Annotated in this window: 28 protein-coding genes; 17 read left to right on the top strand and 11 right to left on the bottom strand. The window is 65.5% G+C overall.

What is annotated here, in order from left to right; all coding sequences use genetic code 11:
- Positions 1 to 70 precede the first annotated feature (70 nt).
- Positions 71 to 424 carry a hypothetical protein gene (locus ACI3K3_RS14715; protein ID WP_313438172.1) on the top strand — a complete coding sequence of 118 codons (354 nt, stop codon included), beginning with the start codon at positions 71 to 73 and terminating at the stop codon, positions 422 to 424.
- 174 nt (positions 425 to 598) lie between these two features.
- Here ACI3K3_RS14715 and ACI3K3_RS14720 read toward each other — a convergent pair whose 3' ends face one another.
- A complete protein-coding gene (locus ACI3K3_RS14720) occupies positions 599 to 2,449 on the bottom strand; it encodes a DUF885 domain-containing protein (RefSeq protein WP_404914915.1) in 1,851 nt (616 codons plus the stop codon).
- A gap of 79 nt (positions 2,450 to 2,528) precedes the next feature.
- On the opposite strand from ACI3K3_RS14720, the gene ACI3K3_RS14725 reads away from it, so the two are divergent.
- Positions 2,529 to 2,741, top strand: coding sequence for a hypothetical protein (locus ACI3K3_RS14725; RefSeq protein WP_404914917.1), 213 nt, complete (start codon positions 2,529 to 2,531; stop codon positions 2,739 to 2,741).
- Positions 2,742 to 2,971: 230 nt separating this feature from the next.
- Here the strand turns inward: ACI3K3_RS14725 and ACI3K3_RS14730 are convergent, their stop codons facing one another.
- Entirely contained in the window at positions 2,972 to 3,628 is a 657-nt protein-coding gene (locus tag ACI3K3_RS14730; protein ID WP_147219702.1) for an alpha/beta hydrolase, read from the bottom strand.
- A 130-nt stretch (positions 3,629 to 3,758) separates the two neighbouring features.
- Between ACI3K3_RS14730 and ACI3K3_RS14735 the strand changes: the two genes are divergently transcribed.
- The 3 genes from ACI3K3_RS14735 to ACI3K3_RS14745 are packed head-to-tail and all read left to right on the top strand — an operon-like array spanning position 3,759 to position 6,224.
- Positions 3,759 to 4,814: a cysteine desulfurase family protein gene (locus tag ACI3K3_RS14735; RefSeq protein ID WP_404914919.1), complete on the top strand. Its 1,056-nt coding sequence runs from the start codon at positions 3,759 to 3,761 to the stop codon at positions 4,812 to 4,814.
- Positions 4,811 to 5,890, top strand: coding sequence for a cysteine desulfurase family protein (locus ACI3K3_RS14740; RefSeq protein ID WP_404914921.1), 1,080 nt, complete (start codon positions 4,811 to 4,813; stop codon positions 5,888 to 5,890). The genes ACI3K3_RS14735 and ACI3K3_RS14740 overlap by 4 nt, the downstream gene beginning before the upstream one ends.
- Position 5,891: 1 nt before the next feature.
- Positions 5,892 to 6,224 carry a 2Fe-2S iron-sulfur cluster-binding protein gene (locus tag ACI3K3_RS14745; RefSeq protein ID WP_313438156.1) on the top strand — a complete coding sequence of 111 codons (333 nt, stop codon included), beginning with the start codon at positions 5,892 to 5,894 and terminating at the stop codon, positions 6,222 to 6,224.
- A 138-nt stretch (positions 6,225 to 6,362) separates the two neighbouring features.
- On the opposite strand, the gene ACI3K3_RS14750 is transcribed toward ACI3K3_RS14745, so the two are convergent.
- Positions 6,363 to 6,902 carry a type 1 glutamine amidotransferase domain-containing protein gene (locus tag ACI3K3_RS14750; protein ID WP_404914923.1) on the bottom strand — a complete coding sequence of 180 codons (540 nt, stop codon included), beginning with the start codon at positions 6,900 to 6,902 and terminating at the stop codon, positions 6,363 to 6,365.
- Between the two features lie 101 nt (positions 6,903 to 7,003).
- Here ACI3K3_RS14750 and parC point away from each other — a divergent pair, with 101 nt between their 5' ends.
- Positions 7,004 to 9,298, top strand: a complete 2,295-nt coding sequence (gene parC / locus ACI3K3_RS14755; RefSeq protein ID WP_404914925.1) for a DNA topoisomerase IV subunit A — start codon at positions 7,004 to 7,006, stop codon at positions 9,296 to 9,298.
- A gap of 152 nt (positions 9,299 to 9,450) precedes the next feature.
- On the opposite strand, the gene ACI3K3_RS14760 is transcribed toward parC, so the two are convergent.
- The 6 genes from ACI3K3_RS14760 to ACI3K3_RS14785 all read right to left on the bottom strand — a co-directional run bounded on the left by ACI3K3_RS14760 (position 9,451) and on the right by ACI3K3_RS14785 (position 14,470).
- Positions 9,451 to 10,107: a TIGR02281 family clan AA aspartic protease gene (locus tag ACI3K3_RS14760; RefSeq protein ID WP_404914927.1), complete on the bottom strand. Its 657-nt coding sequence runs from the start codon at positions 10,105 to 10,107 to the stop codon at positions 9,451 to 9,453.
- A gap of 66 nt (positions 10,108 to 10,173) precedes the next feature.
- Positions 10,174 to 11,346 (bottom strand): CCA tRNA nucleotidyltransferase, encoded by a 1,173-nt coding sequence (locus tag ACI3K3_RS14765; RefSeq protein ID WP_404914929.1) that lies wholly within the window; start codon positions 11,344 to 11,346, stop codon positions 10,174 to 10,176.
- The gene (locus ACI3K3_RS14770) at positions 11,339 to 11,932 is read right to left on the bottom strand and encodes a CoA pyrophosphatase (RefSeq protein WP_404914931.1); all 594 of its coding nucleotides are present in this window, start codon (positions 11,930 to 11,932) and stop codon (positions 11,339 to 11,341) included. Before ACI3K3_RS14770 ends, ACI3K3_RS14765 begins: the two co-directional genes overlap by 8 nt.
- A complete protein-coding gene (locus ACI3K3_RS14775; protein WP_404914933.1) occupies positions 11,929 to 12,477 on the bottom strand; it encodes a DUF1285 domain-containing protein in 549 nt (182 codons plus the stop codon). Before ACI3K3_RS14775 ends, ACI3K3_RS14770 begins: the two co-directional genes overlap by 4 nt.
- 52 nt (positions 12,478 to 12,529) lie before the next feature.
- Positions 12,530 to 13,051: a GNAT family N-acetyltransferase gene (locus tag ACI3K3_RS14780; RefSeq protein WP_404914935.1), complete on the bottom strand. Its 522-nt coding sequence runs from the start codon at positions 13,049 to 13,051 to the stop codon at positions 12,530 to 12,532.
- Positions 13,052 to 13,288: 237 nt separating this feature from the next.
- Positions 13,289 to 14,470, bottom strand: coding sequence for a PQQ-dependent sugar dehydrogenase (locus ACI3K3_RS14785; RefSeq protein WP_404914937.1), 1,182 nt, complete (start codon positions 14,468 to 14,470; stop codon positions 13,289 to 13,291).
- Here ACI3K3_RS14785 and ACI3K3_RS14790 point away from each other — a divergent pair.
- The 4 genes from ACI3K3_RS14790 to folP all read left to right on the top strand — a co-directional run bounded on the left by ACI3K3_RS14790 (position 14,469) and on the right by folP (position 18,871).
- Positions 14,469 to 15,101 carry a ribonuclease HII gene (locus ACI3K3_RS14790; protein ID WP_404914939.1) on the top strand — a complete coding sequence of 211 codons (633 nt, stop codon included), beginning with the start codon at positions 14,469 to 14,471 and terminating at the stop codon, positions 15,099 to 15,101. The two genes, ACI3K3_RS14785 and ACI3K3_RS14790, sit on opposite strands and share 2 nt — an antisense overlap.
- Positions 15,098 to 16,012, top strand: coding sequence for an oxidoreductase (locus tag ACI3K3_RS14795; protein ID WP_404914941.1), 915 nt, complete (start codon positions 15,098 to 15,100; stop codon positions 16,010 to 16,012). Before ACI3K3_RS14790 ends, ACI3K3_RS14795 begins: the two co-directional genes overlap by 4 nt.
- Before the next feature lie 314 nt (positions 16,013 to 16,326).
- Complete coding sequence (locus tag ACI3K3_RS14800; protein ID WP_404914943.1) at positions 16,327 to 17,460, top strand: site-specific DNA-methyltransferase; 1,134 nt, start codon at positions 16,327 to 16,329, stop codon at positions 17,458 to 17,460.
- Between the two features lie 301 nt (positions 17,461 to 17,761).
- Positions 17,762 to 18,871 (top strand): dihydropteroate synthase, encoded by a 1,110-nt coding sequence (gene folP / locus ACI3K3_RS14805; RefSeq protein WP_404914945.1) that lies wholly within the window; start codon positions 17,762 to 17,764, stop codon positions 18,869 to 18,871.
- A 26-nt stretch (positions 18,872 to 18,897) separates the two neighbouring features.
- Here folP and ACI3K3_RS14810 read toward each other — a convergent pair whose 3' ends face one another.
- Positions 18,898 to 19,644: an SDR family NAD(P)-dependent oxidoreductase gene (locus ACI3K3_RS14810; RefSeq protein WP_404914947.1), complete on the bottom strand. Its 747-nt coding sequence runs from the start codon at positions 19,642 to 19,644 to the stop codon at positions 18,898 to 18,900.
- Positions 19,645 to 19,967: 323 nt separating this feature from the next.
- On the opposite strand from ACI3K3_RS14810, the gene ACI3K3_RS14815 reads away from it, so the two are divergent.
- Positions 19,968 to 20,339: a hypothetical protein gene (locus tag ACI3K3_RS14815; RefSeq protein WP_404914949.1), complete on the top strand. Its 372-nt coding sequence runs from the start codon at positions 19,968 to 19,970 to the stop codon at positions 20,337 to 20,339.
- A 75-nt stretch (positions 20,340 to 20,414) separates the two neighbouring features.
- Here ACI3K3_RS14815 and ACI3K3_RS14820 read toward each other — a convergent pair whose 3' ends face one another.
- Positions 20,415 to 21,839: a sigma-54 dependent transcriptional regulator gene (locus ACI3K3_RS14820; RefSeq protein WP_313441931.1), complete on the bottom strand. Its 1,425-nt coding sequence runs from the start codon at positions 21,837 to 21,839 to the stop codon at positions 20,415 to 20,417.
- Positions 21,840 to 22,009: 170 nt separating this feature from the next.
- Here ACI3K3_RS14820 and ACI3K3_RS14825 point away from each other — a divergent pair, with 170 nt between their 5' ends.
- The 6 genes from ACI3K3_RS14825 to dgt form a co-directional block, all read left to right on the top strand.
- Positions 22,010 to 22,135, top strand: coding sequence for an aa3-type cytochrome c oxidase subunit IV (locus tag ACI3K3_RS14825; RefSeq protein WP_404914951.1), 126 nt, complete (start codon positions 22,010 to 22,012; stop codon positions 22,133 to 22,135).
- A 15-nt stretch (positions 22,136 to 22,150) separates the two neighbouring features.
- A complete protein-coding gene (locus ACI3K3_RS14830; RefSeq protein ID WP_404914953.1) occupies positions 22,151 to 23,284 on the top strand; it encodes an NAD(P) transhydrogenase subunit alpha in 1,134 nt (377 codons plus the stop codon).
- 44 nt (positions 23,285 to 23,328) lie between these two features.
- A complete protein-coding gene (locus ACI3K3_RS14835; RefSeq protein ID WP_404914955.1) occupies positions 23,329 to 23,661 on the top strand; it encodes an NAD(P) transhydrogenase subunit alpha in 333 nt (110 codons plus the stop codon).
- Entirely contained in the window at positions 23,661 to 25,070 is a 1,410-nt protein-coding gene (locus ACI3K3_RS14840) for an NAD(P)(+) transhydrogenase (Re/Si-specific) subunit beta (protein ID WP_404914957.1), read from the top strand. Before ACI3K3_RS14835 ends, ACI3K3_RS14840 begins: the two co-directional genes overlap by 1 nt.
- A gap of 24 nt (positions 25,071 to 25,094) precedes the next feature.
- The gene (locus ACI3K3_RS14845; protein ID WP_404914959.1) at positions 25,095 to 25,412 is read left to right on the top strand and encodes a hypothetical protein; all 318 of its coding nucleotides are present in this window, start codon (positions 25,095 to 25,097) and stop codon (positions 25,410 to 25,412) included.
- A 43-nt stretch (positions 25,413 to 25,455) separates the two neighbouring features.
- The coding region (gene dgt / locus ACI3K3_RS14850) for a dGTP triphosphohydrolase (protein ID WP_404914961.1) at positions 25,456 to 26,178 on the top strand (723 nt) is incomplete at its 3' end.

A 26,178-nucleotide genomic window follows, 5' to 3' on the forward strand; every position in this document is an offset into this window, starting at 1 on the left:
TAGGCCATGGAGCCCCTTGTTTTGTCATCAATACCGTGCATCTTCATGGTCCCCCTCTAGGAGAATGACCATGGGACTATTCGACGGTATCCTTGGACAAGTCAGCGATCATCCCGATGTTGCGAACCTCGCCACAAAGCTGGGGCTTGATACGGGCACGACCGAAAAGGCAATCGCGGCCCTGGGCCTGGCACATCAGGAACCGGGCGATACTGCCGAGCTGGCGGCCGAAAAGACCGGCCTGGGGGTCGGCACCATCCAGCAGGTGATCGCAGCGATCGGCGGCGAAGGCTCGCTCTCGCAGTTCGCCAGCCTCGTGGGCAGCGACCCTTCGAAATTCACGGCCTTTCTCGACAAGGACGGCGACGGCAGCGTCATTGACGACCTGACCGACATGGCCAAGGGCTTCTTCGGCAAGAAGTGAGCGCGATCACGAATGTAGGCGGATAATCGTCGTCCCGGACTTGATCCGGGACCGCTGGCCGAGCTTCGCCCACTTTTCGTGCGGGCGCTGCTCTGCGATGCTTTGCCTCAAGTATTGCCAGCGGTCCCGGGTCGAAGCCCGGGACGACGTTTTCGTTCAACGCTTCAGCTCGGATCAACCCGTCTTGCGGATGGCGATATAGCTGTCGATGTTCTTCGCCAGCACGTCGAGCGGCACGTTGCCGCCATCGACCACGGCCTGGTCGAAGTCCCGCAAGTCGTAGCGCGATCCGAGTGCCTGCTGGGCGCGGGTGCGCTGTCGGTTGATCTCGGAATGGCCCATCTTGTAGCCGCAGGCCTGACCCGGCCATGAGCAGTAGCGGTCCACTTCGTTGACCACTTCCTCGCGCTTGTTCCCGTTCTGCTCCATGAAGAAGCGCACAGCCTGTTCGCGCGTCCAGCCCTTCGAGTGGAGACCGGTGTCGACCACCATACGGCAGGCGCGGAAGGCTATCGACTGGAGATAGCCGAGCTGGCCGACCGGATCGTCAGCATAGGCGCCCAGTTCGTCGGCAAGCTGCTCGCCGTATAGCGCCCATCCTTCGGAATAGGCGTTGAAGGCCAGGATCGAGCGGATCAGCGGCAGGCGGTTGGCGTATTCGCCCTGCCAGACGTGGCCGGGAATCGCTTCGTGGTGGACCAGCGTTGGCAGGTCATACTTGCGGTGCAGGTCGGTGGTGCGCAAGTTGATCCACATCTTGCCCGGAACCGAACCGTCAATCGAACCGGCGCCGCCATAAGCGGTGGGCGCGCCCGGTTCCTCGGCCAGCGGCAGGCGGCGCACTTCGACATTGCCCTTCACCGGATCGCGGAAGGCGCGCGGCATCTGGGCGCGGATCCAGTCGATCCGGTGGCGGATGAAGGCCATGATCTCGGCGCGGCCGGGATCGCCTTCGGAGAACATGAAGCGCTTGTCCGTGCCCAGCGCCGTCATGCGTTCGCCCACGGTGCCGGTGGTATAGCCGAGCTTGCGCAGGATCGGATCTATGCGGGCGTGCAGCGCCGCCAGTTCTTCAAGTCCGCGCCGGTGGATGTCTTCGGCAGGGACCGGCGTGGTGGTGCTGGCGCGCAGGGCCCAGGCGTAGAATTCCGCGCCGTGCGGACGCTCGCGCATGCCGGGGTCGCTCTTGGCGAGGCCGCGCTGGCGCTTGAGTTCGGCAAGCTGGCGTTCGAGCGCAGGCACGACTTCGGCGGAGACGATGGCCTTGGCGCGGGCTTCCCAATTGCCCGGAATGGTCTTGGTACGGCCCACCAGCGAGCTAACGAGACCGCCGCCGTTGTTCCGGGCATCCTCGATCGTGCTGGTCATCTGCGCGATGGCGCGGTCGAGCAGGAAATCGGGCGGGACGAGGCCCTGGTCCGTGGCCTTGCGGATGCGTTCCAGTTCGCCGTCGAGCTGCTTGTCGAACTGCGAGAGGCGCGAGACATAGGCTTCGGCGTCTTCGGCGGACTTCACCGGATGGTCGGCGTCGAGGAACTTGGGCGTGTCGAGATAGGCGCCGACGTTCTGGATCACGACGTAAGGCGTGTTGCGCCAGCCGCCCACGGCAACGTCGCCATAGGGCTGGGCAAAGCCGTCGAGCGAGGTCTTGTAGGCGCTGCGCACGACGGCAAGGCTGGTCTGCGTCGCATGGTCGAGGCCGGCCGTCGGGAATGCCTCGACGCGGGCGAGGTCTTCGCGCAGGGTCTGTGCCAGGGCCGCTTTGCCGGCGAAGGAGCGGTCTTCCGCCTTGGCGCGCAGCGCGGCATGGGCGCCGACATCGATGCCGAGCCCGGTCGCGCCTTCGGGGTTGTGATCGAGCAGGCGCCAGGCGATCGAATCGAGCAGGGCAGCGGCGTTCTGCTGGTTCGAGGCGGCAGCGGCCCAGGCGACGCGGGGCAGCGCCATACCGGCGGTGCCCGCGGCGAGGAGTTGGAGCGTGGTGCGCCGCGAGAGCGATGCGGCGGTCATGTCAGGGTTCTTCATGGCGGCGAAATCTGGCCGGGCCGACTGCGCCTGTCAAACCCGCTCGCGCGATGCGGAGGAGTGGGTTAGGGGATAAACCATGGATATTGCCCTCTCACTGATGACCCTGACCATCGTGGCGCTCGTGCTGGGCGCGGTCGTGCTCTGGCGGCGGGGCGGCAATCGCAAGCAGGCGGGGCTCATGCTGGTGCTGGCGGCGGTGCTAATTGCAAACGTCGCGATCTGGACATTGCCGAACTCGGAGGGCGAGTCTCTGGTGAAGGCTGCGGATACGGAAAAGGCGCCGGAGTAAGCTCGCGGCGCCTTTTGGTTCGTAACCAACCTTTATGCCCAACCTTTATGCATCGTCACCCTGAACTTGTTTCAGGGTCCATTTCTCGGTCTGGACTGGAGGTGTCCGATTCCGCGCGGAAATGGCGGATTATCCCGACAGGTCTCAGATCCAGAACCACGATGGACCCTGAAACAAGTTCAGGATGACGTGAACCGTAGCGCCCGCTGTGCGGGCGCTAACTGTTCACGTCACTTGATCGGGCAGTCCGGCGCAAGGCGCATGTCGAGGTAATTGTCGACCGAGCGCATCAGGTCGTCCATTTCGTTCTCGAAGAAATGGTTGGCGCGCGGGATTTCGTCATGGTGGATGGTGATGTGCTTCTGCGTGCGCAGCTTGTCGACCAGCTTCTGCGTGGCGACGGGGGTGGCGACGGTGTCGCCCGCGCCCTGGATCAGGATGCCCGAAGCGGGGCAGGGGGCCAGGAACGAGAAGTCGTACATGTTCGCCGGGGGTGCGACCGAGATGAAGCCGCGAATTTCGGGGCGGCGCATCAGCAGCTGCATGCCGATCAGCGCGCCGAACGAGTAGCCGGCGATCCAGGTGGTCGAGGCTTCGGGATGGATCGACTGCACCCAGTCGAGCGCCGCCGCCGCATCGGAAAGTTCGCCCACGCCGTTGTCGAAGCTGCCCTGGCTACGGCCGACGCCACGGAAATTGAAGCGCAGGGTCGCGAAGCCGCGCGCCACGAAGGTCTTGTAGAGATGCTGCGTGATGCGATCGTTCATCGTCCCGCCGGCCTGTGGGTGCGGGTGAAGGATCATCGCTACGGGCGCGCGCGGACGCGGCGCCGGCTGGAAGCGGCCTTCGAGGCGACCTTCGGGTCCGGGGAAGATGACTGCGGGCATAAGTTTCGCGAACCTGACCTGTTGAAACTCCCGCGAAAACGGCGGCGATTTTCTCGCCAGCCATCGCGGGAGTGGAAAAAGGGAAGATCGCTATATAGAAACCTTCGCTCCGAAAACAACTTTTCAAGCGATGTCAGCCCAACAGATCTATCTCGACCATGCGGCGACCACGCCGCTTCTGCCTCAGGCGCGCGAGGCGTGGCTGGAAGGTGCCGCGCATTGGGCCAACCCGTCCAGTCCGCACAAGCAGGGCCGCGCCGCGCGCGCCGCGCTGGAGGATGCACGCGAGCGGGTGAAGAAAGCGCTCGGCTGGGACGGCGAGGTGATCTTCACGTCCGGCGCGAGCGAAGCCCTGGCTATCGGTCTGGGGCGGGCGAAGGCGGTGCGACGGCTCGTCTCGGCCGTTGAGCACGATGCGGTGTTCCGTGCCGCGCCCGACGCGCAGGAATTGCCGATGCGCGATGGCGAGGTGGACATCGACGCCCTGAAGGATGCGCTGGCCCTGCCGGACAGGGCCGTCGTGGCGGTGCAGTCGGTCAATTCCGAGACCGGCACCGTTCTCCTGCCCCACGCCACCAGTCCCCTGGTCGAACGGGTTCGCGAGGCGGGTGGGCTGGTCCTGGCGGACTGTTCGCAGTCGGCGGGAAAGATGGTGCTGCCGGATGCCGACATGATCGTCCTCTCGGCGCACAAGCTTGGCGGTCCGATCGGTATCGGCGCCTTGCTGGTGAAGGACTTCGCCATGATCGAGCCCAGCGGCGGGCAGGAGCGCGGATATCGGGCCGGGACCGAGAACCTGCCGGGCGCGCTCGGTCTTGCGGCCGCGCTGGAAGCGGGCGGCGGGGAGAACTGGGCCACTACGGCAGAGCAGCGCTTCGAGTTCAGGAACGCGCTGGCCCGCCACGGCGAGGTTCTGCAACCGGGCGTGCCGTGCTCGCATATCTTCGCACTCGCCGCGCCGCGTCTTGCGGCCACGGCCATGCTCATCCGCATGGATGCCGCGGGCTTTGCCATTTCGGCCGGAAGCGCCTGTTCTTCGGGTACGCTGAAGCAGAGCCGGGTGCTCAAGCGGTTCGGCATCGCGGAAGATCTCGCCCGTCGCACCGTGCGGGTCAGCATCGGCTGGAATACCACGCCGGAGCAGCTCGATGCCTTCGCCGAAGCCTGGGCCAAAGTGAACGCATGATCTACCTCGACTATCAGGCGACTACGCCGCTGGCGCCCGAGGCGCGTGACGCCATGCTGCCCTGGCTCGGCGGACCGGAGGCCATGGGCTTCGCAAATCCGCATAGTCCGCATCGGCCGGGCCGGGCTGCCGCCGCGATGGTCGAAGTCGCGCGGGAGCAGGTGGCCGCTCTGCTGCCTTCGGGCGGGCGGGTGGTCTTCACCTCGGGAGCGACCGAGGCCATCAATCTGGCGCTGGCGGGAAGCCGAAGGAAGCGCCTGGCCGTCTCCGCAATCGAACATGCCGCCGTGCTCGATACCGCACGGGCGATCGATCCTGGCCTCGCCGTTCTGCCGGTAGACGGGGCCGGGCTGGTCGATCCGGAAACCGCGCTCCCGGCGGATGTCGGCCTTGTCGCGGTGATGCAGGTGAACAACGAGATCGGCACGATCCAGCCGGCCGAGGCTCTGGCCGAACGGGCCCATGCCCTTGGAGCGCTGTTTCTCTGCGACGCCGTTCAGGGAGCGGGAAAGCTGCAAGCGCCCAGCGGCGCGGATTTGATCGCGCTTTCGGCGCACAAGCTTTACGGGCCCAAGGGGATCGGCGCGCTCTGGGTCCGGGACGGGGTGGAACTCGCGCCGATGATCCACGGTGGCGGGCAGGAGCAGGGTTTGCGTTCCGGGACGCTGAGCCCTGCGCTTTGTGCGGGGTTCGGGGCTGCCGCCAAGCTGGCGGCAGCTTGCATGGATGAGGATGCGGCAAGGGTTGCGACCTTGTGGAGCGCGGCACGCGAGGTGCTCTCACGCTGGCTGCTCAACGGTTCGCCGGAGCATCGCTGGCGCGGAAACCTCAATGTGCGGTTGCCGGGGCTGGATGTGGGCCGCCTGATGTCGGACCTTCGCGATCTGGCCTTTTCCGCCGGTTCGGCCTGCGCGAGCGGTTCGGGTCGGCCCAGCCACGTGCTCAAGGCGATCGGACTGTCCGATTCAGACGCCAAAGCCTCTATCCGTCTGGGATTCGGGCGATATAGTGACTTTGGGGAGCTGATGGATGCCTGCGAACGAATAGAAGCCGCAGCAGCGGCGCAGGGAGTCTGAGTTGCTGAACGTTAGGTTCTTGACCGCGGAAGGAAAACTCGTCCTGGCAGAGGCCGAGACGGGAGACGTGCTGCTGCGCGTGGCGCAAGGCGTGGGAATGCCACTGGAAGGAACGTGCGAGGGCCAGATGGCCTGCTCGACCTGCCATGTCATCGTCTCGCCCGATTGGTTCGACCGGCTGGAGCCTGCCTCGATGGACGAGGAAGACATGCTGGATCTGGCCGCCGGAGTGGCGCGAACCAGCCGCCTGTCGTGCCAGATAGAATTGACTGATGCCCTGGACGGACTGGAAGTGCGGATCCCCGGCGTTTCGCGTGACATGCAGATCGGCTGATGTGCGTGGGGGCTGTCGTCCCGGACTTGATCCGGGACCGCTGGCGGCCTTGAGGCGCATGCTCGCGGAACGGCGCCCTGACGTGGGTTGGGCTGTTCCCGGCCAGCGGTCCCGGGGCAAGCCCGGGACGACGGGGGATTAGGCGGCTGCCGTCGCGTTCTGCACCGCTTCGATCACGGCCCGCGAAAACGCCGGAATGTCGTCGGGCTTGCGGCTGGTGATGAGCAGGCCATCCACCGTGACTTCCTGATCGACCACCTCGGCTCCGGCATTGCGCAGATCGGTGCGGATCGAGGGCCAGCTGGTCACGGTCCTGCCGCGAACGACATCGGCTTCCACCAGTAGCCAGGGGCCATGGCAGATCGCCGCCACGGGCTTGCCGGCGTCCAGGAAGTCTCGCACCAGTTGGACGGCTTCCGGCTTCGTGCGCAACACGTCTGGGTTCATCTGGCCGCCGGGCAGCACCAGCGCATCGAACCCGTCCGCGCTTACCGAATCCAGCGCCGCGTCGACCTTGACGCTGTCGCCCCAGTCGGTGTGCTGCCAGCCCCTGATCTCGCCGCTTTCGGGACTGGCGATCACGGTTTCGATGCCGGCTTGGTTGAGCGCATCGCGCGGCCCGGTGAGTTCGGATTGCTCGAAACCGTTGGTGGCGACGATGAGAACGCGGCTGGGCATGGGAAATCTCCTTTGTCTGAGCTTTGCAAAAGGAATGAGTGGCGGAAAACTTCCGTTCCGGTGGTTCCGCTCGGCTCGCCGCGTTGCTAGGTCTGTTGGTCATGGTGACCACGACCGACGAAGATTCCGATCCGTTCGACGCCATCGTCGATGCGCCCTTCGATGCCGCGCTGTCAGAGCGCTATCTCGTCTATGCCCTGTCAACGATTACAGCGCGTTCGCTGCCGGATCTGCGTGACGGGCTGAAGCCGGTGCATCGTCGCCTGCTTTGGGCGATGCGGCAGTTGAAGCTCGATCCGGCTAGCGCCTACAAGAAGTCGGCCCGTGTCGTGGGTGACGTGATCGGCAAGTATCACCCCCATGGCGACGCCTCGGTCTACGATGCCATGGTCCGTTTGGCCCAGGATTTCTCGCTGCGCTACCCGCTCGTGCAGGGGCAGGGCAACTTCGGCAATATCGACGGCGATAACGCGGCCGCCTATCGCTACACCGAAGCGCGCCTGACGCGCACAGCCATCCATCTCATGGCAGGGCTGGACGAAGGCACGGTCGATTTCGTCCCCACCTACAACGGTGAGGAAAGCGAGCCGGAAATCTTCCCCGGCATGTTCCCGAACCTGCTGGCCAACGGTTCCACCGGCATCGCCGTGGGCATGGCAACCTCGATCCCCAGCCACAACGTTGCCGAGATCATCGACGCCACGATGATGCTGATCGACAATCCCCATGCCGAACACGACCAGCTCATGCAGGTCTTCCACGGCCCGGACTTCGCGACCGGCGGCATGGTGGTGGACAGCCCCGAGGCGATCAGCCACGCCTACGCGACCGGCAAGGGCGCCTTCCGCGTGCGGGGACGTTTCTCCTGCGGCAAGGATGCGGCGGGCAACTGGGAGGAAACCGGCGTCGAGAAACTCGGCAGCGGCCAGTGGCAGCTGGTCATTTCCGAGATCCCCTATATGCTGGCCAAGGGCAAGCTGATCGAGCAGGTCGCGCAGCTCATCGCCGATCGCAAGCTGCCCATTCTCGAAGACATCCGCGACGAGAGCGACGAGCAGATTCGCATCGTCTTCGTACCGAAGAGCCGCAACGTCGATCCGGAACTGCTGAAGGAAAGCCTCTACCGGCTGACCGACCTGGAGAGCCGCTTCTCGCTAAACCTCAACGTGCTGGATTCGCACCGCACGCCGGGCGTCCTGGGTCTCAAGCTGCTGCTGTCCGAATGGGTCTACAGCCAGATCGACATCCTGCTGCGCCGCACCCGGCACCGGCTGGACAAGATCGCCTCGCGGCTGGAACTGGTCGCGGGCTACATCATTGCCTATCTCAACCTCGACCGGATCATCGAGATCATCCGCACTGAGGATGAGCCCAAGCCGGTGATGATGGCCGAGTTCGAACTGACCGACCGCCAGGCCGAAGCGATCCTCAACATGCGCCTGCGCAGCTTGCGCAAGCTTGAGGAGATGGAGCTGCGCAAGGAGCACGCGGACTTGCTCAAGGAGCAGGACGACCTCAACAAGCTGCTGGAAAGCCCGGCGCGGCAGCGCACGCGGCTGAAGCGCGATCTCACCAATCTGCGCAAGGACTATGCCGAGGATACCGAACTCGGCCGCCGCCGCACCACGATCGCGCAGGCGACGCCGACGGTCGAATTCTCGATGGATGCGATGATCGAGAAGGAGCCGGTGACGGTTATCCTCTCTCAGCGCGGCTGGATTCGCGCGGCCAGGGGGCATGTGGCGCTAGACGGCGACTTCAAGTTCAAGGAAGGCGACGGCCCCGCTTTCGCGTTCCACGCGCAGACCACCGACAAGATCCTGATCGCGGTGGACAACGGACGCTTCTACACCCTCGGCGCAGACAAGCTGCCCGGCGCGCGCGGCTTCGGCGAGCCGATCCGCACCATGGTCGATATCGACGCGGAAGCGCATGTCGTGTCGGCGCTGCCCTACAAGCCCAAGGCGCAGTTGTTGCTGGCTTCGAACGTCGGACGCGGCTTCGCGGCGGAGGCGGACGAACTTCTGGCCGAAACCCGCAAGGGGCGTGCGGTGATGTCCACCAAGCAGGGAGTGCATCTGGCCTTCGTGAGAGAGATCCCGGTGGAGCACGATCACGTCGCCGTGGTCGGAGACAACCGCAAGCTGGTGATCTTCAGCCTCGAGGAACTGCCGGTCATGGCCAAGGGCCAGGGCGTCACGCTCCAGCGCTACCGCGACGGCGGGCTGTCCGACATCATCACGCTCAAGCTGGAGGACGGTCTGTCCTGGACGATGGGCGGCGATAGCGGCCGCACCCGCACCGAGAAGGACATGGTCATGTGGAAGGTCGCGCGCGGCGCGGCAGGCCGCCTGCCGCCGGTCGGGTTCCCGAGGGACAACAAGTTTCAAGGGTGATGTGATTAGATCGTCGTCCCGGACTTGATCCGGGACCGCTGGCAAACCTTTAGGCGCAACCTTGCAGAACAGCGTCTGGCCGAGGGTTGGGCGTGGCTAGGCCAGCGGTCCCGGATCAAGTCCGGGACGACGTATTTCTGCGTATTTCTGCCCTACTTCGCCGGTTGCGGAAAGTGCGGCACCAAGATCAGCGTCCGCCCCTCCACTCGCCAGCTTGCCAGCCGCGAGAGCAGGTTCATGCCGATGACGTTCTGGTCCTCCAGGCCCGGCGCCACCACCACGTCGAGCTGACGCGCAACGACGCTGCCGAAGCGCAGTTCGTCCACCGTGCCCAGCTGCGCCGCCACCGTACCGTTGGCCGTCCGCATGGCGATATTCTGGCGCAGCGGCTGGGCGCGGACTTCGGCGGCGTTGGCCATTCGCGGCGAGATGGCGGTGAGGGTCGCGCCGGTATCGACAAGGAAATCGCCTTCCACGCCGTTGATCGTGGCACGGACCCAGAAGTGCCCGTCGGGCTTCATCGGTACGCGAGTCTCGCCGCCGCTCACGCTCTGGCGCGAGAGGCCCAGTTCCGGCAGTTCGACGCCGGGGAGGGCGAAGTCCATGCCGCTGGTGAGGCGGGTCGCCTGCGCGACCGTCAGCAGCAGTGCCGCGACGAGGCCGAGATTGCCGATTCCGCGAATGAAGCCGCCGAAAAAGGGCAGCGGACCGCGCAGCAATCCGCCCAGAACGGTGACGAAAATCGCCGCCAGGGCCAATGCCAGCAGCGGCTGGCTCGCCAGGAAAGACAGGAGTTCGGGAAAGTCCATCACCGGCCCATAACAGGAACATCCTGTCGGAATGCTGACAGGATCACGGCCTGGTGACGCGCAGATTCATGGAGTCTGGCCTGCCAGTTCCGCATCGAGCAGAGCCGAGACGCGGGCCTCGTCGGGGAAGCCTTCGGCAATCCAGCGATCTTCCACCCGGCGCAGCAGCCGCGCGACTTCCGGCCCGGCGCCCACCCCGCGCGCGACGATCTGCCCGCCCTTGAGCGGAAATGCCGGAACCTGCCAGCCCGTCAGCGGCGCGGCATCGGCCCCGGCGATCAGCACGCGGTCGAGCGCGCCTTCGATGCCCATGCGGTAGGCCAGCACGCGTGCATCTCCGGCGTCCTCGGAGCGGCCGGCGGCGGCGGCGAGGCGCTTCTTCTGCGCGCCCGACAGGCGGAAGCGCGAGGCGACCTGCTCGGCCAGCGGCACTTGCGCGGGCAGGAGCGCGGCGAGGCGGCGGATCGCATCGGGCTCCACGCCCTGCGCCCGTTCCGCCGCGACGAGCGCCGCCAGGGCTTCGGGCCGGGCCTCGGGCAGGATCACGGCCAGCACGCCGAGTTCGGCCATGCGTGCGACGGTCGCTGCTGGATCGGGCAGGCCAAGCAGGTTCATCATCTCCATGCCCACCCGTTCGCGCGACAGGCCCTTCAATGTCGGCGCGAGTTCGGAGCAGGCGCTTTCCGCCTCGGCGTCCGCGGGGACCGAACCGAAGCGGGCCTGGAAGCGGAAGTAGCGCAAGATGCGCAAGTGGTCTTCGCGGATGCGCTGGCAGGCATCGCCGATGAAGCGGACGCGGCGCGAGGCCAGATCCGCAAGGCCGCCGAACCAGTCGAAGATCTCACCCGTCACAGGATCGGCGTAGAGCGCGTTGATGGTGAAATCGCGCCGCGCGGCATCCTCGCGCCAATCGGTGGCGAAGGCCACGGTGGCGCGGCGGCCATCGGTGGAAACGTCGTGGCGCAGGGTGGTGATTTCGACCGGGCCGCCCGGCAGTACGGCGGTGACGGTGCCGTGCTCGATTCCGGTGGGGACGTGGCGGATATCGGCGTTCCACAGGCGCTGCATCACCTCTTCGGGCAGCAGCGACGTGGCCATGTCGATGTCCTTCACCGGCTGGCCGAGCAGGGTGTCGCGCACGGCGCCGCCCACGTAGCGCGCGTTGTCGTGACCCAGTGCGGTCACCAGCGCGGCAAGGTCTTCGCGGGCCATCCAGTCGGCGGTCAGTGTCTCAGTCATTCCAGTTCAGCCTGTGGGCAAGGTTGTGAAGGATCGCGCCGGTAACCCCCCAGATCCGATGATCGGACCAAGTGATCTCGACGAAGGCGTGGCGTTCGCCCTCGGCTTCGATCCATTTCGTTTTCTGGTTGGCCGGATCGAGCACGAATTCGGCCGGGGCTTCGAACCATTGCGCGACCTCGGCGGGGTTCGGGATGATCGGCAGGTCGGGCGGGATCACGCCGATGACCGGGGTGATCTCGTAGCCGCTACCTGTACGGTAACGGTCGCCGGTGCCGATCACCTGCACGTCGCGGGGACGGATACCCAGTTCTTCCTCGGCTTCGCGCAGGGCGCCTTCGATCGCGGTTTCGTCGGGGTCGAGGCGGCCACCAGGAAAGGCGATCTGGCCGGGGTGGGCGCGCATCGTCGAAGGCCGGTGCAGCAGCAGCATGCCCGGGCGCGGCCGCTCGGTGAGGGTGATGAGGACGGCGGCGGGCTTGAACGTCTCTATCGCGTGAATGCGCGGGTCGATCCAGAGTTCGCCCGGCGAAGCCTTCAGTCCGGCTTCGAAACGTCGGGAAACATCGTCGAACAGGCTGCTCATGCAGGGACCAGTCCGAAGGTCGTGCCCTGGCTGGAGACCGTCAGATCCTCGCCGCTGGCCAGTGCGATCTCCACGAGCTGACCATAGGTGCTGCGGTTCAGGCGCGCTTCGGCGCCGTTGCGGACACCCAGATAGATCGCGGGCGTCTCGGGATCGCCCTCGCTGCGGATCGGATGGTCCGGCCCGGCGATGACCAGATCGTCGGTGTTGAGCCGGAACACCAGCGCGTCGCCGTCGCGTCGCACGTCGACGGCGATGAAAGCCGCGTCCTCGACCGCGATCGCCAGCTTCTCGACCGGGGTGACGAGCCAATGTGCGCCTTCGCCGTCTCGCAGCAGCAGCGAGGCGAAAGCGCGGACCATGGCGGGACGGCGAATCTCCCCGCCCTGATGGAACCAGCGGCCGTCGGCGCGGATGACCATCTCGCTTTCGCCGATGTGCTGCGGCGACCATTGGGAAACCGGCGGCAGCTTTCGTGCCGCGACCAGCTCTGCCACCTGGCCGAGCGAGAGGGCGTTCAGTTCGGGCGGCGGTTCATAAGGCATGGGTTCCCGATGCCAGATAGGGGGCCGCGCGCCAAGGCCCAGCGGTCACTCTTCATTGCCGGAGCCACGGTCCCAGCATGCCCTCGCGCGGGAGCACGGCGGGATTCTCGCAGCGCACCAGCAGGCGGTGGCGCTCGAACGGGCCGGGGAGGCTCCAGCCTTGCGTGCACTCGTTGCTGTAGCCCCAGAAGCGGCCATAATATTCAGGATCGCCGACCATCACTTGCGGCAGCGGCGCGCGCGAATCGATACCGGCCATCGCCGCCGACATCAGCGCCTGGCCATAACCCTGGCCCTGATGTCCGGGCATGACGGCGACCGGGCCGACCATGATCATCGGATGGGCGCGGCTGTCCGGGTCGGTGAGCGCGACCGGCCAGCACTGGATCGTACCGACCAGCATCTCGTCCGCATCGAGCGCCGCGAAGCTGAGGCCGGGCAGCCAGTCCACCCCTGCGCGCACCTTGTAAGCGGTGCGCTTGTGTCGCTCCGGCTCGAAAGCGCTGTCGAGGAGGGTCTCGACGAGAACGGGATCGACATTGTCGAGCGGGATGAGTGTGGCAGCTTCGGACATGGCGCGCGCCGATAGGTGCGACGCGCGCATTTGTCGATTCAATTCGCGCGCGGTCCCGGTGCCGTCATGGCGACAGGCTGGTCGGCCGGCGGTTAGGTTTCGCTATTTTCACCCGTCATGCTGAACTCGTTTCAGCATCCATTTCTCGGCACAGGCAGAGGCCCTATCGGCGCGATGGATGCTGAAACAAGTTCAGCATGACGGGGTTGGAGGTCGCGTGCCTTACGGCTTCCCGACTTAGGTTTTCGGTGTCAGCTTCAGCAGCCGTCCCGCACCGCCGTCCTTGCCGTCTTCCAGCAGCCAGATCGTGCCGTCGCCGCCTTGTTCGATCTCGCGGATGCGGTTGTCGAGCGGGTAGCGGGCTTCCTCGATCGCCTTTTCACCGTCGATCCTGACGCGGACGACGCCGGGCAGGGTGAGCGATGCGATCAGTGCCTGGCCCTTCCACTGGGGGAACAGCGCGCCGGAATAGAAGATGAAGTCTCCCGGCGCGATCACCGGGTTCCAGCTTATCGCGGGGGCGGCAAGGTCAGGGCGGGTGGCGTGGCGCGGGATCGGCTTGCCGTCGTAGTGATCGCCGTCCGAAACCAGCGGCCAACCATAGTTCTTGCCCGGCGCCACCAGGTTCAGTTCGTCGCCGCCCGCCGGTCCGTGCTCAAGATCCCAGAGCCGGCCCCGGTCATCGAAGGCGAGGCCGAGTATATTGCGGTGGCCGTAGGACCAGATCTGGTTGGTCGGCGCGGGCTTGTCGGCATAGGGATTGCCGGGCGCGGGTGTGCCGTCCGGCAGGAGGCGCACGACCTTGCCCAGATTGCCGCCGAGATCCTGTGCCGGGGTGAACTTCTGCCGATCTCCCGAGGCGACGAAGAGGTACCTGCCGTCCGGCGAGAAGGCGAGGCGGTGGGAGTAATGGCCTTGCCCGGTCACCTTGGGCACCTGCCGCCAGATCACCGAGAGCCCCTGGATCGCGCAAGCCGTGGGCTGCGGGCAGGAGAGGGTGCCCTTGCCGACTGCCGCGCCGCGCGTGTCTCTCTCTCCCGGTTCCGCCCAGCTGAGGTAGATCACCCGGCCGTCGAGCGTGGCGCCTTTCTGGTCGGGCGCGAAGATCACGTCGCCCAGGCCGCCCTGGCCGCCGTAAGCGACCTTGGGCGCGCCCGAGACGGTGCCGGGAGTGCCGTCCGCCAGGCGCAGCTTGATCGTGCCCTTCTTCTCGGTGACGATCATCGTTCCGGTGGCCTTGTCGATCGCCATGGCCCAGGGCTCGTCGAAGCTGGCCGCCTGTTCCACCTTGAACGGCGCATCGCCTGAGGATGCGGCCGAGGCCTTGTCCCCGGTGGCCGCCGCACCGCAGCTTGCAAGGACGAAGGCGACGGGCGATACCGCCGCAAGGAACGATCTGGAGATAGTCGGCTTGGTCATGTCGGTCGCACCCCTGAAGGAAACTGGCCTCCCTCTAACGAACCGTCTCGTCATCGGTGTCGACGAGGCAGGACGAGGGCCATTGGCCGGGCCGGTTGTGGCGGGCGCGGTCGTGCTGTGCAAGCCCCGGCCGTCCGGGCTCGACGATTCCAAGAAGCTCTCGGGCAAGCGCAGGGCAGAGCTGGAAACCACGATCAAGCGGCGCTGCCGATGGGCGGTGGGCGTGGTGGACGTGGATGAGATCGATCGCCTCAACATCTTCGGGGCGACCATGCTGGCGATGACCCGCGCGGTTGCGGCGCTTTGCGTGACACTGGGCGAGGAACCGCACGAGGTTCTGATCGACGGGAACCTGACGCCGATGGGGCGCACGGCGGACTGGCGCTGGCAGGCCCGCGCGATCGTCGGCGGGGACGCGCTGGAACCTTGCATCTCCGCCGCCTCGATCATCGCCAAGGAACATCGTGACCGACTGATGAGGGGCCTGGCCGAAGTGCATCCGCACTATGGGTGGGAGCGCAACGCCGGCTACGGCACCGCGCAGCATCTGGAAGCGCTGCGCCTGCATGGACCCACACCGCACCATCGCCGCAGCTTCTCACCCGTGGCGCAACTGGAGATGGCATTGTGAAGGGCTTCACTGCGGCATCCGTAACCGGGCAGGGGGGCAAGTGCTTCCTCGTCACCGGCGCCAATACCGGCATCGGCTACGAAACGACGCGCGTGCTGGCGGCCCACGGCGCCCGCGTGCTGATGGCCTGCCGCAACGAGGAGAAGGCGCGCCTCGCCATGGAGCACATCCGCATGGAAGTGCCCGGCGCCAACCTCGCCTTCGTGCCGCTCGACCAGGCGGACCTGTTCAGCGTGCGGGAATGCGCCGAGCAGGTCGCGCGGGACGAGCCCCGGCTCGACGTGCTGGTGAACAATGCCGGCCTCATGGTGCCTCCGCTGGAGCGCACGGTGCAGGGGCATGAATTGCAGTTCGGCGTGAACCATCTTGCGCCTTTCGCGCTGACGGGACTGCTGCTGCCCAAGCTATCGGAAGTGCACGGCGCGCGGGTCGTGATCACGGCCAGCCTTGCCCATATGCGAGGCCGGATCGACTGGGATGATCTCGATGCGCGCCGCAGCTACTCCGCCCGGCAGCGCTATGGCGACAGCAAGCTGGCGAACTTGCTCCATCTGCTGGAACTCGACCGGCGCCTGCGTGCCGCCGGATCGCCGGTAAGCGCGATCGCTTGCCATCCGGGGATCGCGTCAACCGAACTCGGGCGCCATTCGCTGGGCTTCCGGCTGCTGTTTCCGATTGCGGGCGTGGTGCTGAACACGGCGGAACAAGGGGCTTGGCCCACGCTCCAGGCTGCAACCGATCCTGCTGCGGAACCGGGCCAATACTACGGTCCGCAGCGTTTCTTCGGCATGTCCGGACCTTCGGGCATCGCCCGGCGCAAGGCTTCTGCCCGCGATGCCGAGGCGGCGCGCCGGCTATGGGAAGTCAGCGTGCAGATGACCGGCATCGACTGCGGTCTGGCTGGACTCTGAACCTTCGGCGGGCGTTGTCGCTCGAAGAAGATTCATCCGCTTGCAGCGGGCGTTTTTCCCGACCCTCGCGGGGGTCGGCGGATAAGCGCGAAAGTGCGGGCCCGCGCATATTTTTTGGCATGAGTCCCGGCGGCCACAACCCCCATATCTTGAGTCCATTCGGTCGATCATGACTCGACATCTTGTGTCGGATTCGTTTTGTTCTGTTTGCTGAACACCTGAATCACTAGGGAATCCAACGAGTCGCGGGTTGACGCTGAGTCCGGAAAGACTCACTAGGGCGTCAATCCACAGTTCAATTTCCCGGAGCAAACATGGGCCAGATACTCGTCAAGCAGAAGATCCGCGCAGTCGCGCCGGCGGCCACGCCGAAGGAACTTCTGCCGCTGGGCCAGATCATTCCGGGCGACTGCATCGAGGCGATGCGTTCCATCCCCGACGCCAGCGTCGACATGGTCTTCGCCGATCCGCCGTACAACCTCCAGCTCGGCGGTGACCTTTCCCGTCCCGACGGCAGCCATGTCGATGCCGTCACCAACGATTGGGACAAGTTCTCCAGCTTCGCGTCCTACGACCAGTTCACCCGCGACTGGCTGACCGAAGCGCGCCGCGTGCTCAAGCCGGACGGCTCGCTGTGGGTGATCGGTTCGTACCACAATATCTTCCGCCTCGGCGCGATCATGCAGGACATGGGGTTCTGGATTCTCAACGACATCATCTGGCGCAAGGCCAACCCGATGCCGAACTTCAAGGGAACCCGTTTCACCAACGCGCATGAGACGCTGATCTGGGCCTCGATGGGCGAAAAGTCGAAGTACACCTTCAACTACCGCGCGATGAAGACGCTGAACGACGAGCTTCAGATGCGTTCGGACTGGGTGCTGCCGATCTGCAACGGCGCCGAGCGCCTGAAGAAGGGCGGCCGCAAGGTTCACCCGACGCAGAAGCCGGAATCGCTGCTCTACCGCGTGATGCTGGCAACGACCAATGCGGGCGACGTGGTGCTCGATCCGTTCTTCGGCACCGGCACCACCGGCGCCGTCGCCAAGCGCCTCGGCCGCGAGTGGATCGGCTGCGAGCGCGAGGGCGACTATCGCGAAGCCGCGCTGGAACGTATCGAGATGGCGCTGCCGCTCGACGAGCGCGCGCTCAAGACCATGCAGTCGAAGCGCACCGCGCCCAAGGTCGCCTTCGGCACGCTGATCGAAACCGGCTGGATCAAGCCCGGCACCAAGCTCACCGACAAGAAGGGCCGCTTCGAAGCGATCGTCCGCGCGGACGGCTCGCTGGTCTGCGGCAGCGAGAACGGCTCGATCCACGGCCTGGGCAAGGAACTGCAAGGCGCGCCGTCGTGCAACGGTTGGACGTTCTGGCACCTGGAGCACGAAGGCAAGGTCAAGCCTATCGATGCCATCCGCCAGCTCTACATTCTCGCCACGGAGCCTTGAGGCTGCATCGCGCCTGCTCCTGTGGCAGGCGCGGCAATCCGGGTTCGTTTGCGCCATGGTCACCCTGAACTCGTTTCAGGATCCATCCTGCCGAGAGCTTGGTGGTTCCGGCTTGAACGCCGATTGCTAGGTTTGCTGCTCACGCAGCGGCGCAAGCTGCGAAATGGACCCTGAAACGAGTTCAGGGTGACGATGTGTTGTTATAACGTTGGGCCTTTGCTGCTGAGTGTTTAGCCAAAGGCAATCGCGCCGCCCTGCGAAATCAGTTCTGCCCGGCGAGCGCGGCGGCTATGGGGGCCTCATGACCCGCACTGTCTACATCCGTCCGATCGCCCTTGCCGACAGCCCCCAGAGCGAAGAGGGGGAAGCCGTTCGCCTTGGCGGCTCCATGGTCTGGGCCAGCCGCTTCGCGTTGATCGTGCGGGAGAACGGCAGGGTTCTCTCGCGCCGACGCTTCGGTGCGGAGGATGCCGCCGAGGCATTGGCGACACTTTCCGCCGACCTCGGAGCAGAGGCGGAACTCCAGTGGTCCAACTTGCGCAAGGTTCATGCGCCGCTTCGGTGCGGGGCCCGAACGATCCGGCTCGAACAGCCGCAGATCGCCGGCATCCTCAACATCACGCCCGACAGCTTCTCCGACGGCGGCAAGTTCCTTGACGACGCGCATGTAGCGTCCGATCACGCCGCCGCCATGCTGGAAGCGGGCGCCGCGATGATCGACATCGGCGGCGAATCCACGCGCCCCGGCGCTGCGGCGGTTTGGGAGGGGGACGAACTCAAGCGGGTTGTGCCCATGGTCGAACGCCTGGCCGCGATGGGTGCGGCGATCAGCGTCGATACCCGCCGCCCGGCGGTCATGGAGGCGACGCTGCGGGCCGGGGCGCACATCATCAACGATGTCTCCGCCCTGCGCCACGATCCGCGCAGCCTGGAATTCGCGGCGGCCTCGGGGGCGCCGGTGGTGCTGATGCACGCGCCCGGCGATGCGGAAGACTTGCATTCGAACCACAGCTACGATGATGTCGTGCTGGATGTGTTCGACTGGCTGCGTGCCTGCAGGGACAAGGCCGTGGCAGCGGGCGTGGCTCCCGAGAATATCCTGCTCGATCCCGGCATCGGCTTCGGCAAGACGCTTGGTGAGAACCTCCAGCTCATGAACGGCCTCGCGATTTTCCATGGGCTTGGCCATCCGCTGTTCGTGGGCGCCAGCCGCAAGCGGATGATCGGTGCCCTGTCCAACGAGGCGCCCGCGCATCAGCGATTGGGTGGTTCGGTGACGCTGGCGCTCAAGGCGATGGATGCCGGCTCGCACATCATCCGCGTCCACGATGTTGCGGAAACCGTGCAGGCGGCGCGGGTCTGGAGGGGGCTGCGCGATGCCGCTCTCACCGACTTCGCGCAAATGCCCTAGGGTGTGTGGGGATTCAGCCCTAAGCGTCAGATCGCCAGATAGCCGCCATCGACCGGATAATAAGTGCCGGTCACGAAGGAGGCTCGCTCGGACAGCAGGAAGCTGGTGACCATCGCGATCTCCTCGGGCCGGGCGAGGCGGTTCAAGGCATGCTTGCCCGCAAGGCCCGCCATTTCCTGTGAGGTCATGGTCTTTTCGAGAGCCGGTGTGGAGACGAAGCCGGGGCCGACCGCATTGATGCGTACTCCGGCATCCGCATAATCGAGGGCTGCAACCTTGGTCATGCCCAGCAGGGCATGTTTGGAAGTGACGTAGGCCGCAGAGCCCGCCCAGCCGACCGCGCCGAGGATAGAGGCCATATTGACGATGGCGCCGCCGCCACGCTCGACCATGGCGGGGATCTGGTACTTCATGGCGTAGAACACGCTGTTGAGATCCACGTCGATCACGCGCGACCATGAATCGAGCGGAATATCCGCTAGTTTCATGGAGGGCGCGCCGATCCCGGCATTGTTCACTGCGAAGTCCAGCCGGTCGAACGTACCCAGCGTAAAGGCCACCAATGCTTCGTTGGCCACCGGATCGGCCACGTCGAGCCGGAACACGGCCGTCTTTTCGGCGCCAAGCTCCTGCGAAAGCGCGCGCGCCGCTTCCTCGTCGAAGTCCGCGATCACGACGCGGCCACCCTGACCGACGATTTCCCGCGCCACCGCAGCCCCGATACCCGAGGCCGCGCCCGTCACGATTCCCGCCTTGTCCTTGAAATCCATCATTTTCGTCTCCTCGCTGCGGCTTCAACGCGGGAACGGATGGGGAGTTCGCGGATCGCCGGATGACTTGTTTGCAAGATGCGAAGCGCGAAGAGGCAGCATCGCCGATCAGGATTTCCGCGACAAAACTGGACCTTGGATGAACCGCGCCTTGCGGGCGCATGAACCGCGGTACCGATCCGTGTGCACCGGTGAACGCAAGCCTCCTGACGTCCCGGCGGCGGCTCCGTTCGTCTCGATAGCGGGAGGAAAAGTCGATCTACGCTCGTTGCACTCCCAAACGCAGGCAATCGGGCCTGCGTCGTCAAGCGAAAGGGAACCATCCCGTGAAGCAGACCAACAAGCCCCGCACCGCCCTTCTGGCCCTTGCCGCCATCCCGGCGCTGGCTGTTCCGGCCGTCGCCCTGGCCGTGCAGCCGATGATGTACGAGAAGAGGGTGGCGCAGCAGGAAGAATCGCTGGTTATCAGGGCCCCGATCGGCGGTGTCACCAATAGCAAGTGGTACGATTACCGCATCAATGTGAACGAAACCCGCAAGGAACTGGCGACCGATCTGCGCAAGGCATCCGATATCGAGGATCAGCGCGACGCCTATGAGGAATATGCCAGCGAACTGCACCAGGAGCGCGGCAAGTACGTGAAGTACATGAGCAAGCGCGGCTACCGCGTGCCGCAGGTCTATTTCGAAAACCTCTGAACGAAGGCTCCATCAGGCCGTTAAGTGCCGGTGCGTCAATGGCGCGCCGGCACTTCGCCGTGCGCGCAGCGGTGTTCAGGCCGCGTTGTCGATCCCGAGTTCGCCCAGCTTGCGATAGAGCGTGGATCGACCGATCCCCAGGCGCCTTGCCACTTCGGTCATGCGCCCGCGATAGAGGCCGATGGCCAAACGGATGACATCGGCCTCGATCTCATCGAGCGGGCGCAAATTGCCATCCGGCGTATAGAGCATGACCCCCGAACTCTCCTGCATCGGATTGCCCGCAACTGACGCGGGGCCGCTGCCCAGGATGTTCAGGAGCTGCGGAAAATCTTCCGAAGTGAGCGCGTCGCCGTCGCAGAACACGGCGGCGCGGAACAGCACGGCCTGAAGCTGGCGGACGCTGCCCGGCCAGTCGTAGGCGGCGAGCAGCGAGAGCGCGCCGTCGGTGATGCCCAGTTCGCGCAGCCCCGGCTGTTCGCCGATCCGGGCGAGGAAGAAGCGGGCGAGGGCGGGTATGTCTCCGGTGCGTTCGCGCAGCGGCGGCAGGCTGACCTTGGTCGGCGAAAGCGCGTCGAGCAGTTCGGGCAGGAAATGCCCCTCATCGACGAGATCCTGCAAGGGCAGGTTGCTGGCGGCGATCAGCCGGGCATCGATGCGGAAGGAATGGCGCGCGCCGATGGGGCGCACGTCGCTTTTGCGGATGGATTCGAGCAGGCGTTCCTGCACGGAAAGCGGCAGCCGATCGATCTCGTCGAGCGCCAGGGTGGCGCCGTCGCAATGCTGAAGCGCGCCGACCTGCCGGTCGAAGGCGCCGGGGAAAGCGCCTTTCTCGTGGCCGAACAAGGCCGACTCGATCGAATTGGCCGGCAATCCGCCGATGTTGACGATCCGCAGGGGTGATTTCGCACGAGGACTTGCCGCGTGCATCGCCCGGATCAGCATTTCCTTGCCGGTACCCGTCTCGCCCTCGATCAGGACGGGGCCGTGACCGCGTGCAGCCTTGGCGGCGACCGCCAGGGCCTTGCGGAAATTGGGTGCCGCTCCGATCATCGACTCGAAGTCGGGATTGGAAGGCATCTTCTCGGTCAGCGGCGCGAGTTCATCGCGCGGGGCCTCGCGGGTGGTGGCCGAACGCAAGGCGTGCATCAGCCGGTCTGGCGCCACCGGCTTGACGAGATAGTCGGTAGCGCCGGCACGCATCGCTTCCACCGCCAGCAGCGGCGAAGTGCTGGCCGTAAGCATGAGGATCGGCAAGGCGGGACGGCGCGATTTCAGCTCGGCAATGAGCGCGCAGGCATCGTCTCCGGGAACCCACTGGTCGAGGATGATCGCGGAAAGCTGCATCCCCTGCCGCGTGCCCAGAGTGGCTATGGCGGTTTCGGAATCGCGCGCGATCACCGTGCGCCAGCCCTCGCGGGCAGCCAGCGCGGAAACGAGGCGGCTCTGCGCCGGCTCATCGTCGATGAGCATGAGGAGGCGTGGTTCCTGTTCCGCCATAATGTCGCCCGCCCGTGTCGCCTCCTGGTTGTAGCCTCCCGCCCTAGAAGAAATGGGTAAAGACGGGATTAAGGCTTGGCTGGTTTGTCACCGCTTATCACTTGAGCGCGGCGCGAGTCACCGCTAAATATCCCTTATCTAAAGGCAATAATCGAAGAGGATTCCGGTTCATGGCTTCAGGCAATGACATCAAGGCCGCTACCGAAACCTACAACGGCTTCGTCAAGGCGACGGCCTGGAGCACCGGCATCGTCATCCTTATCGTAGCCTTCGTCGTCGGCCTGATCGCTCAGTAGCCGGGCCCCAAGGGCATGGGCTCAGCCACCCGGATCGCGGTCCTCCGGGAACGCGCATCCGGTGAGACGCGCGTTTCGGCAACGCCCGAAACGGTCAGGAAGCTGATCGGCCTGGGCGCGTCCGTCGCGGTAGAGGCAGGGGCGGGCCTTCACGCAAGCATCGCTGACGCGGATTATCTCGCGGCCGGGGCCGCAGTCTCTCCCCTTGCTCAGGTGCTGGACGGGGCGAACATCGTCCTGGGCATACAGGCGCCCGATCCGGCGCTGCTCGATGGCGCCGCTTCGGGAGCCTGGGTGGTCGCCGCGATGGACCCTTTCGCCCAGCCTTCAAGGGTGGGGGCCTATGCTGCCGCCGGGCTGGAGGCGCTGGCCATGGAGCTGATGCCGCGGATCACGCGGGCGCAGTCCATGGATATCCTCTCATCGCAGTCGAACCTCTCGGGGTACAAGGCCGTGCTGGTGGCGGCCAACCTTTATGGCCGGGCCTTTCCGATGATGATGACGGCGGCCGGAACGGTGAGCGCGGCCAAGGCCTTCGTGATGGGCGTTGGCGTTGCGGGCCTTCAGGCTATCGCCACGGCCCGCAGGCTGGGCGCGCAAGTTTCCGCCACCGACGTTCGCTCCGCGACCAGGGAGCAGATCCAGTCGCTTGGGGCCAAGCCGATCTTCGTGGAGAACGTGCGCGGTATCGAAGGCGAAGGGGCGGGCGGTTACGCGGGGGAAATGAGCGAGGAATATCGGCGGGCGCAAGCCGAACTGGTATCCGCCCATCTCGCCCGCCAGGACATCGTCATAACCACGGCCCTGATACCGGGGCGCGCGGCGCCGCGCCTGATATCGGACGCGCAGATCGCCACGATGAAACCCGGCAGCGTCATCTTCGACCTCGCCGCACCGCAGGGCGGCAATGTCGAAGGCGGTGTGGCCGATGAAGTGGTGGAGCGGCACGGCGTGAAGATCGCCGGCTTTTCCAATACGCCGGCGCACCTTCCCGCCGAAGCCTCGGCCCTGTTCGCGCGCAATCTGTTCAACTTCGTCTCGGCGTTCTGGGACAAGGAGCAGGGCAAGCCGATCCTCGACGACGAGATAGGCGCGGCGATCCGGCTGACCCAGGGCGGCAGGGTGGTTCACCCCAGGCTGCTCGGCTGAACAGGGACGCTCAACGGGGGGCGTTTAACAGGAGAGGGGGCTTAATGGACTTCATTTCGATCCTGTCGATCTTCGTGCTGGCCTGTTTCGTGGGCTACTATGTCGTCTGGTCGGTCACGCCCGCGCTGCACACTCCGCTGATGGCGGTTACCAATGCAATCTCGTCGGTGATCGTCGTGGGCGCGCTGGTGGCCAGCGCGGCGCAAGGCTCGCCGCTGGCCAAGTGGCTGGGTTTGGGTGCCGTGGTGCTCGCCAGCGTCAACATCTTCGGCGGCTTCGCGGTTACCCAGCGGATGCTGGCGATGTACCGCAAGAAGGATAAAGGGTCCGCCGGGGACAAGCGGAGCGGGGACAGGCGCAGCGGGGGCAGATCCTGATGGAGGCACATGGCTCGAACCCGTGGATCGCTGCCGCATATCTCGTTGCAGGCATCTGCTTCATCCTCGCCTTGCGCGGGCTTTCCTCGCCTGCGACCAGCCGCGTCGGCAACCGCTATGGCATGATCGGCATGGGCATCGCCGTGGCGACCACGCTGGTCACGCACGAGATCGCCAGCCTGCCGGAAATCCTCGTCGCCATTGCGCTGGGCGGCGGCATCGGCTTCGTGATAGCGCGGCGGATCCAGATGACGGCGATGCCGCAGCTCGTCGCGGCGTTCCATTCGCTGGTCGGGCTGGCAGCGGTGCTGGTGGGCATCGCCGCCTATTACAATCCGGCCGCGTTCGGCATCCTGGCACCCGATGGGCTCGATATCCTCAGGGGCAGCCGGATCGAGATGGGGCTGGGCGTGGCCATCGGCGCCGTCACCTTCTCGGGTTCGGTGATCGCCTTCGCCAAGCTCAACGGCAACATGAGCGGCGCCCCCATCCTGCTTCCCGCGCGCCATGTCATCAATCTCGCCGCGCTGCTGGCGATCGTCGTGCTCGTCGGCCTGTTCCACTGGAATACGCCGGCGCTGTTCTGGGCGATCGTGCTGCTCAGCTTCGCCATCGGCTTCCTGCTGATCATCCCGATCGGCGGCGCCGACATGCCGGTGGTCGTCTCGATGCTCAATTCCTATTCGGGCTGGGCGGCGGCTGCGATGGGCTTCACGCTGCACAATACCGCGATGATCATAACGGGGGCACTGGTCGGCTCGTCCGGCGCGATCCTCAGCTACATCATGTGCAGGGCGATGAACCGCAGCTTCATCTCGGTGATCGCCGGCGGCTTTGGGGCGGAGGCAGGCACCGGCAATGCCTCCGCGGTGGATCGACCCTGGAAGCGCGGCTCGGCCGAAGATGCGGCTTTCCTTATGAAGGAAGCTGAGAACGTCATCATCATCCCCGGCTACGGCATGGCGGTGGCCCAGGCCCAGCACGTCCTGCGCGAGATGGGGGACCAGTTGAAGGCCCACGGCGTCGGCGTGAAATATGCGATCCACCCGGTCGCGGGGCGCATGCCCGGGCACATGAACGTACTGCTGGCCGAAGCGAACGTGCCTTACGACGAGGTGTTCGAACTGGAGGACATCAACGGCGAATTCGCCCAGTGCGACGTCGCCTTCATCATCGGCGCCAACGACGTGGTGAACCCGGCCGCAAAGACCGACAAAAGCTCTCCCATCTACGGCATGCCGGTTTTCGACGTGGAGAAGGCCAAGACCATCTTCTTCATCAAGCGATCGATGGGCGGACAGGGCTATGCCGGGGTCGATAACGAAGTGTTCTACATGGACCAGACCATGATGCTCCTCGCCGATGCGAAGAAGATGGTCGAGGATATCGTGAAAGCGCTGGCGGACTGATTCAACGGCTCTATAGGGCCCGCCATGTTGCGCAATCTCAAGCGAGTCCTGTTGCTCGCCGTCCTTCTCGTCACGCTCGTTTTCGGCGCTCACCTCTATGTCGGCTGGCGCGTGCGCTCGGCGCTTGTCGAGGCTGGAATGTCGGATCGGGTGGCAACCTGCATGTCACGCCGCATGGTCAAGCGGCTCAGTTTGCCGCAACTGATCAGGCTACAGAAGCTGGAGGGCGACAAGAAGACCCTCGGCGCCTGGGTCAGGGCCGTTAAGGCGGTGGATGATAGCGAGGTCATTGTCGTGGCAACCACTTCGGCGGCCTTGTGCAAGACGGGACTTGCGTCCTAGTAGGGCGCCGAGAGCAAGCCTGCTTTCCGGAAAAGAGTTCAGCTTGACACTTGCACCCTACGCTTCCGATCCGGCCCGTTCGCGCGGCCGGGAGTTCCCCATGGACACCGGTCTGCCGCGCGGCCAGCGCAGCCCGTACCAGCGCGATCGGGATCGCATCGTGCACTCGATCGCTTTCCGCCGGTTGCGCTACAAGACCCAGGTGTTCATCGCGCCCGATGGCGATCACTACCGGGTGCGCCTGACGCACAGCCTGGAAGTGGCGCAAGTCGCCCGCGTGATCGCCCGGATCCTGCGGCTGGACGAGGATCTCACCGAAGCGCTCGCCTTGGCCCACGATATCGGCCATCCGCCTTTCGGCCACGCCGGAGAGGAAGCGCTCGACGCCGCGCTGCACAAGGCAGGGGGGTTCGATCACAATGCCAATTGCCTGCGCACGCTGATGCGGATCGAGAGCCCTTATTGCGAGCATGACGGGCTGAACCTGACCTGGGAGACGCTGGAGGGGCTGGCCAAGCACAACGGCCCGGTTTCAGAGCCGAACTGGGCGCTGGCCGAACTCGACGCGGCCTATGGTCTCGAACTGGGAACCTACGCCTCGCTCGAAGCGCAAGTGGCGGCCCTGTCCGATGACATCGCCTACGACAATCACGACATCGACGACGGCCTGCGCGCGGGCTTCCTCGATCTGGACGAACTGCTGGCGCATCCATTCATCGCTGCGCGCTGGGCGGAAGTCGAGCGTCGCTATCCCCATGCGCCGCGC

This window comes from Novosphingobium sp. ZW T3_23, from assembly GCF_044987305.1.
Taxonomy (GTDB): Bacteria; Pseudomonadota; Alphaproteobacteria; order Sphingomonadales; family Sphingomonadaceae; genus Novosphingobium.

Coding starts and splice junctions, on each gene's coding strand:
- ACI3K3_RS14720 (WP_404914915.1), bottom strand. CDS start 2,449: ATGAAGAACCCTGACATGACCGCCGCATCGCTCTCGCGGCGCACCACG.
- ACI3K3_RS14810 (WP_404914947.1), bottom strand. CDS start 19,644: ATGATGGATTTCAAGGACAAGGCGGGAATCGTGACGGGCGCGGCCTCG.
- folP (WP_404914945.1), top strand. CDS start 17,762: ATGACCCGCACTGTCTACATCCGTCCGATCGCCCTTGCCGACAGCCCC.
- ACI3K3_RS14765 (WP_404914929.1), bottom strand. CDS start 11,346: ATGACTGAGACACTGACCGCCGACTGGATGGCCCGCGAAGACCTTGCC.
- ACI3K3_RS14785 (WP_404914937.1), bottom strand. CDS start 14,470: ATGACCAAGCCGACTATCTCCAGATCGTTCCTTGCGGCGGTATCGCCC.
- ACI3K3_RS14825 (WP_404914951.1), top strand. CDS start 22,010: ATGGCTTCAGGCAATGACATCAAGGCCGCTACCGAAACCTACAACGGC.
- ACI3K3_RS14820 (WP_313441931.1), bottom strand. CDS start 21,839: ATGGCGGAACAGGAACCACGCCTCCTCATGCTCATCGACGATGAGCCG.
- ACI3K3_RS14725 (WP_404914917.1), top strand. CDS start 2,529: ATGGATATTGCCCTCTCACTGATGACCCTGACCATCGTGGCGCTCGTG.
- ACI3K3_RS14740 (WP_404914921.1), top strand. CDS start 4,811: ATGATCTACCTCGACTATCAGGCGACTACGCCGCTGGCGCCCGAGGCG.
- ACI3K3_RS14840 (WP_404914957.1), top strand. CDS start 23,661: ATGGAGGCACATGGCTCGAACCCGTGGATCGCTGCCGCATATCTCGTT.
- ACI3K3_RS14735 (WP_404914919.1), top strand. CDS start 3,759: ATGTCAGCCCAACAGATCTATCTCGACCATGCGGCGACCACGCCGCTT.
- ACI3K3_RS14780 (WP_404914935.1), bottom strand. CDS start 13,051: ATGTCCGAAGCTGCCACACTCATCCCGCTCGACAATGTCGATCCCGTT.
- ACI3K3_RS14730 (WP_147219702.1), bottom strand. CDS start 3,628: ATGCCCGCAGTCATCTTCCCCGGACCCGAAGGTCGCCTCGAAGGCCGC.
- ACI3K3_RS14830 (WP_404914953.1), top strand. CDS start 22,151: ATGGGCTCAGCCACCCGGATCGCGGTCCTCCGGGAACGCGCATCCGGT.
- ACI3K3_RS14800 (WP_404914943.1), top strand. CDS start 16,327: ATGGGCCAGATACTCGTCAAGCAGAAGATCCGCGCAGTCGCGCCGGCG.
- ACI3K3_RS14775 (WP_404914933.1), bottom strand. CDS start 12,477: ATGCCTTATGAACCGCCGCCCGAACTGAACGCCCTCTCGCTCGGCCAG.
- ACI3K3_RS14845 (WP_404914959.1), top strand. CDS start 25,095: ATGTTGCGCAATCTCAAGCGAGTCCTGTTGCTCGCCGTCCTTCTCGTC.
- ACI3K3_RS14760 (WP_404914927.1), bottom strand. CDS start 10,107: ATGGACTTTCCCGAACTCCTGTCTTTCCTGGCGAGCCAGCCGCTGCTG.
- ACI3K3_RS14790 (WP_404914939.1), top strand. CDS start 14,469: ATGTCGGTCGCACCCCTGAAGGAAACTGGCCTCCCTCTAACGAACCGT.
- ACI3K3_RS14835 (WP_404914955.1), top strand. CDS start 23,329: ATGGACTTCATTTCGATCCTGTCGATCTTCGTGCTGGCCTGTTTCGTG.
- parC (WP_404914925.1), top strand. CDS start 7,004: ATGGTGACCACGACCGACGAAGATTCCGATCCGTTCGACGCCATCGTC.
- ACI3K3_RS14715 (WP_313438172.1), top strand. CDS start 71: ATGGGACTATTCGACGGTATCCTTGGACAAGTCAGCGATCATCCCGAT.
- ACI3K3_RS14770 (WP_404914931.1), bottom strand. CDS start 11,932: ATGAGCAGCCTGTTCGACGATGTTTCCCGACGTTTCGAAGCCGGACTG.
- ACI3K3_RS14750 (WP_404914923.1), bottom strand. CDS start 6,902: ATGCCCAGCCGCGTTCTCATCGTCGCCACCAACGGTTTCGAGCAATCC.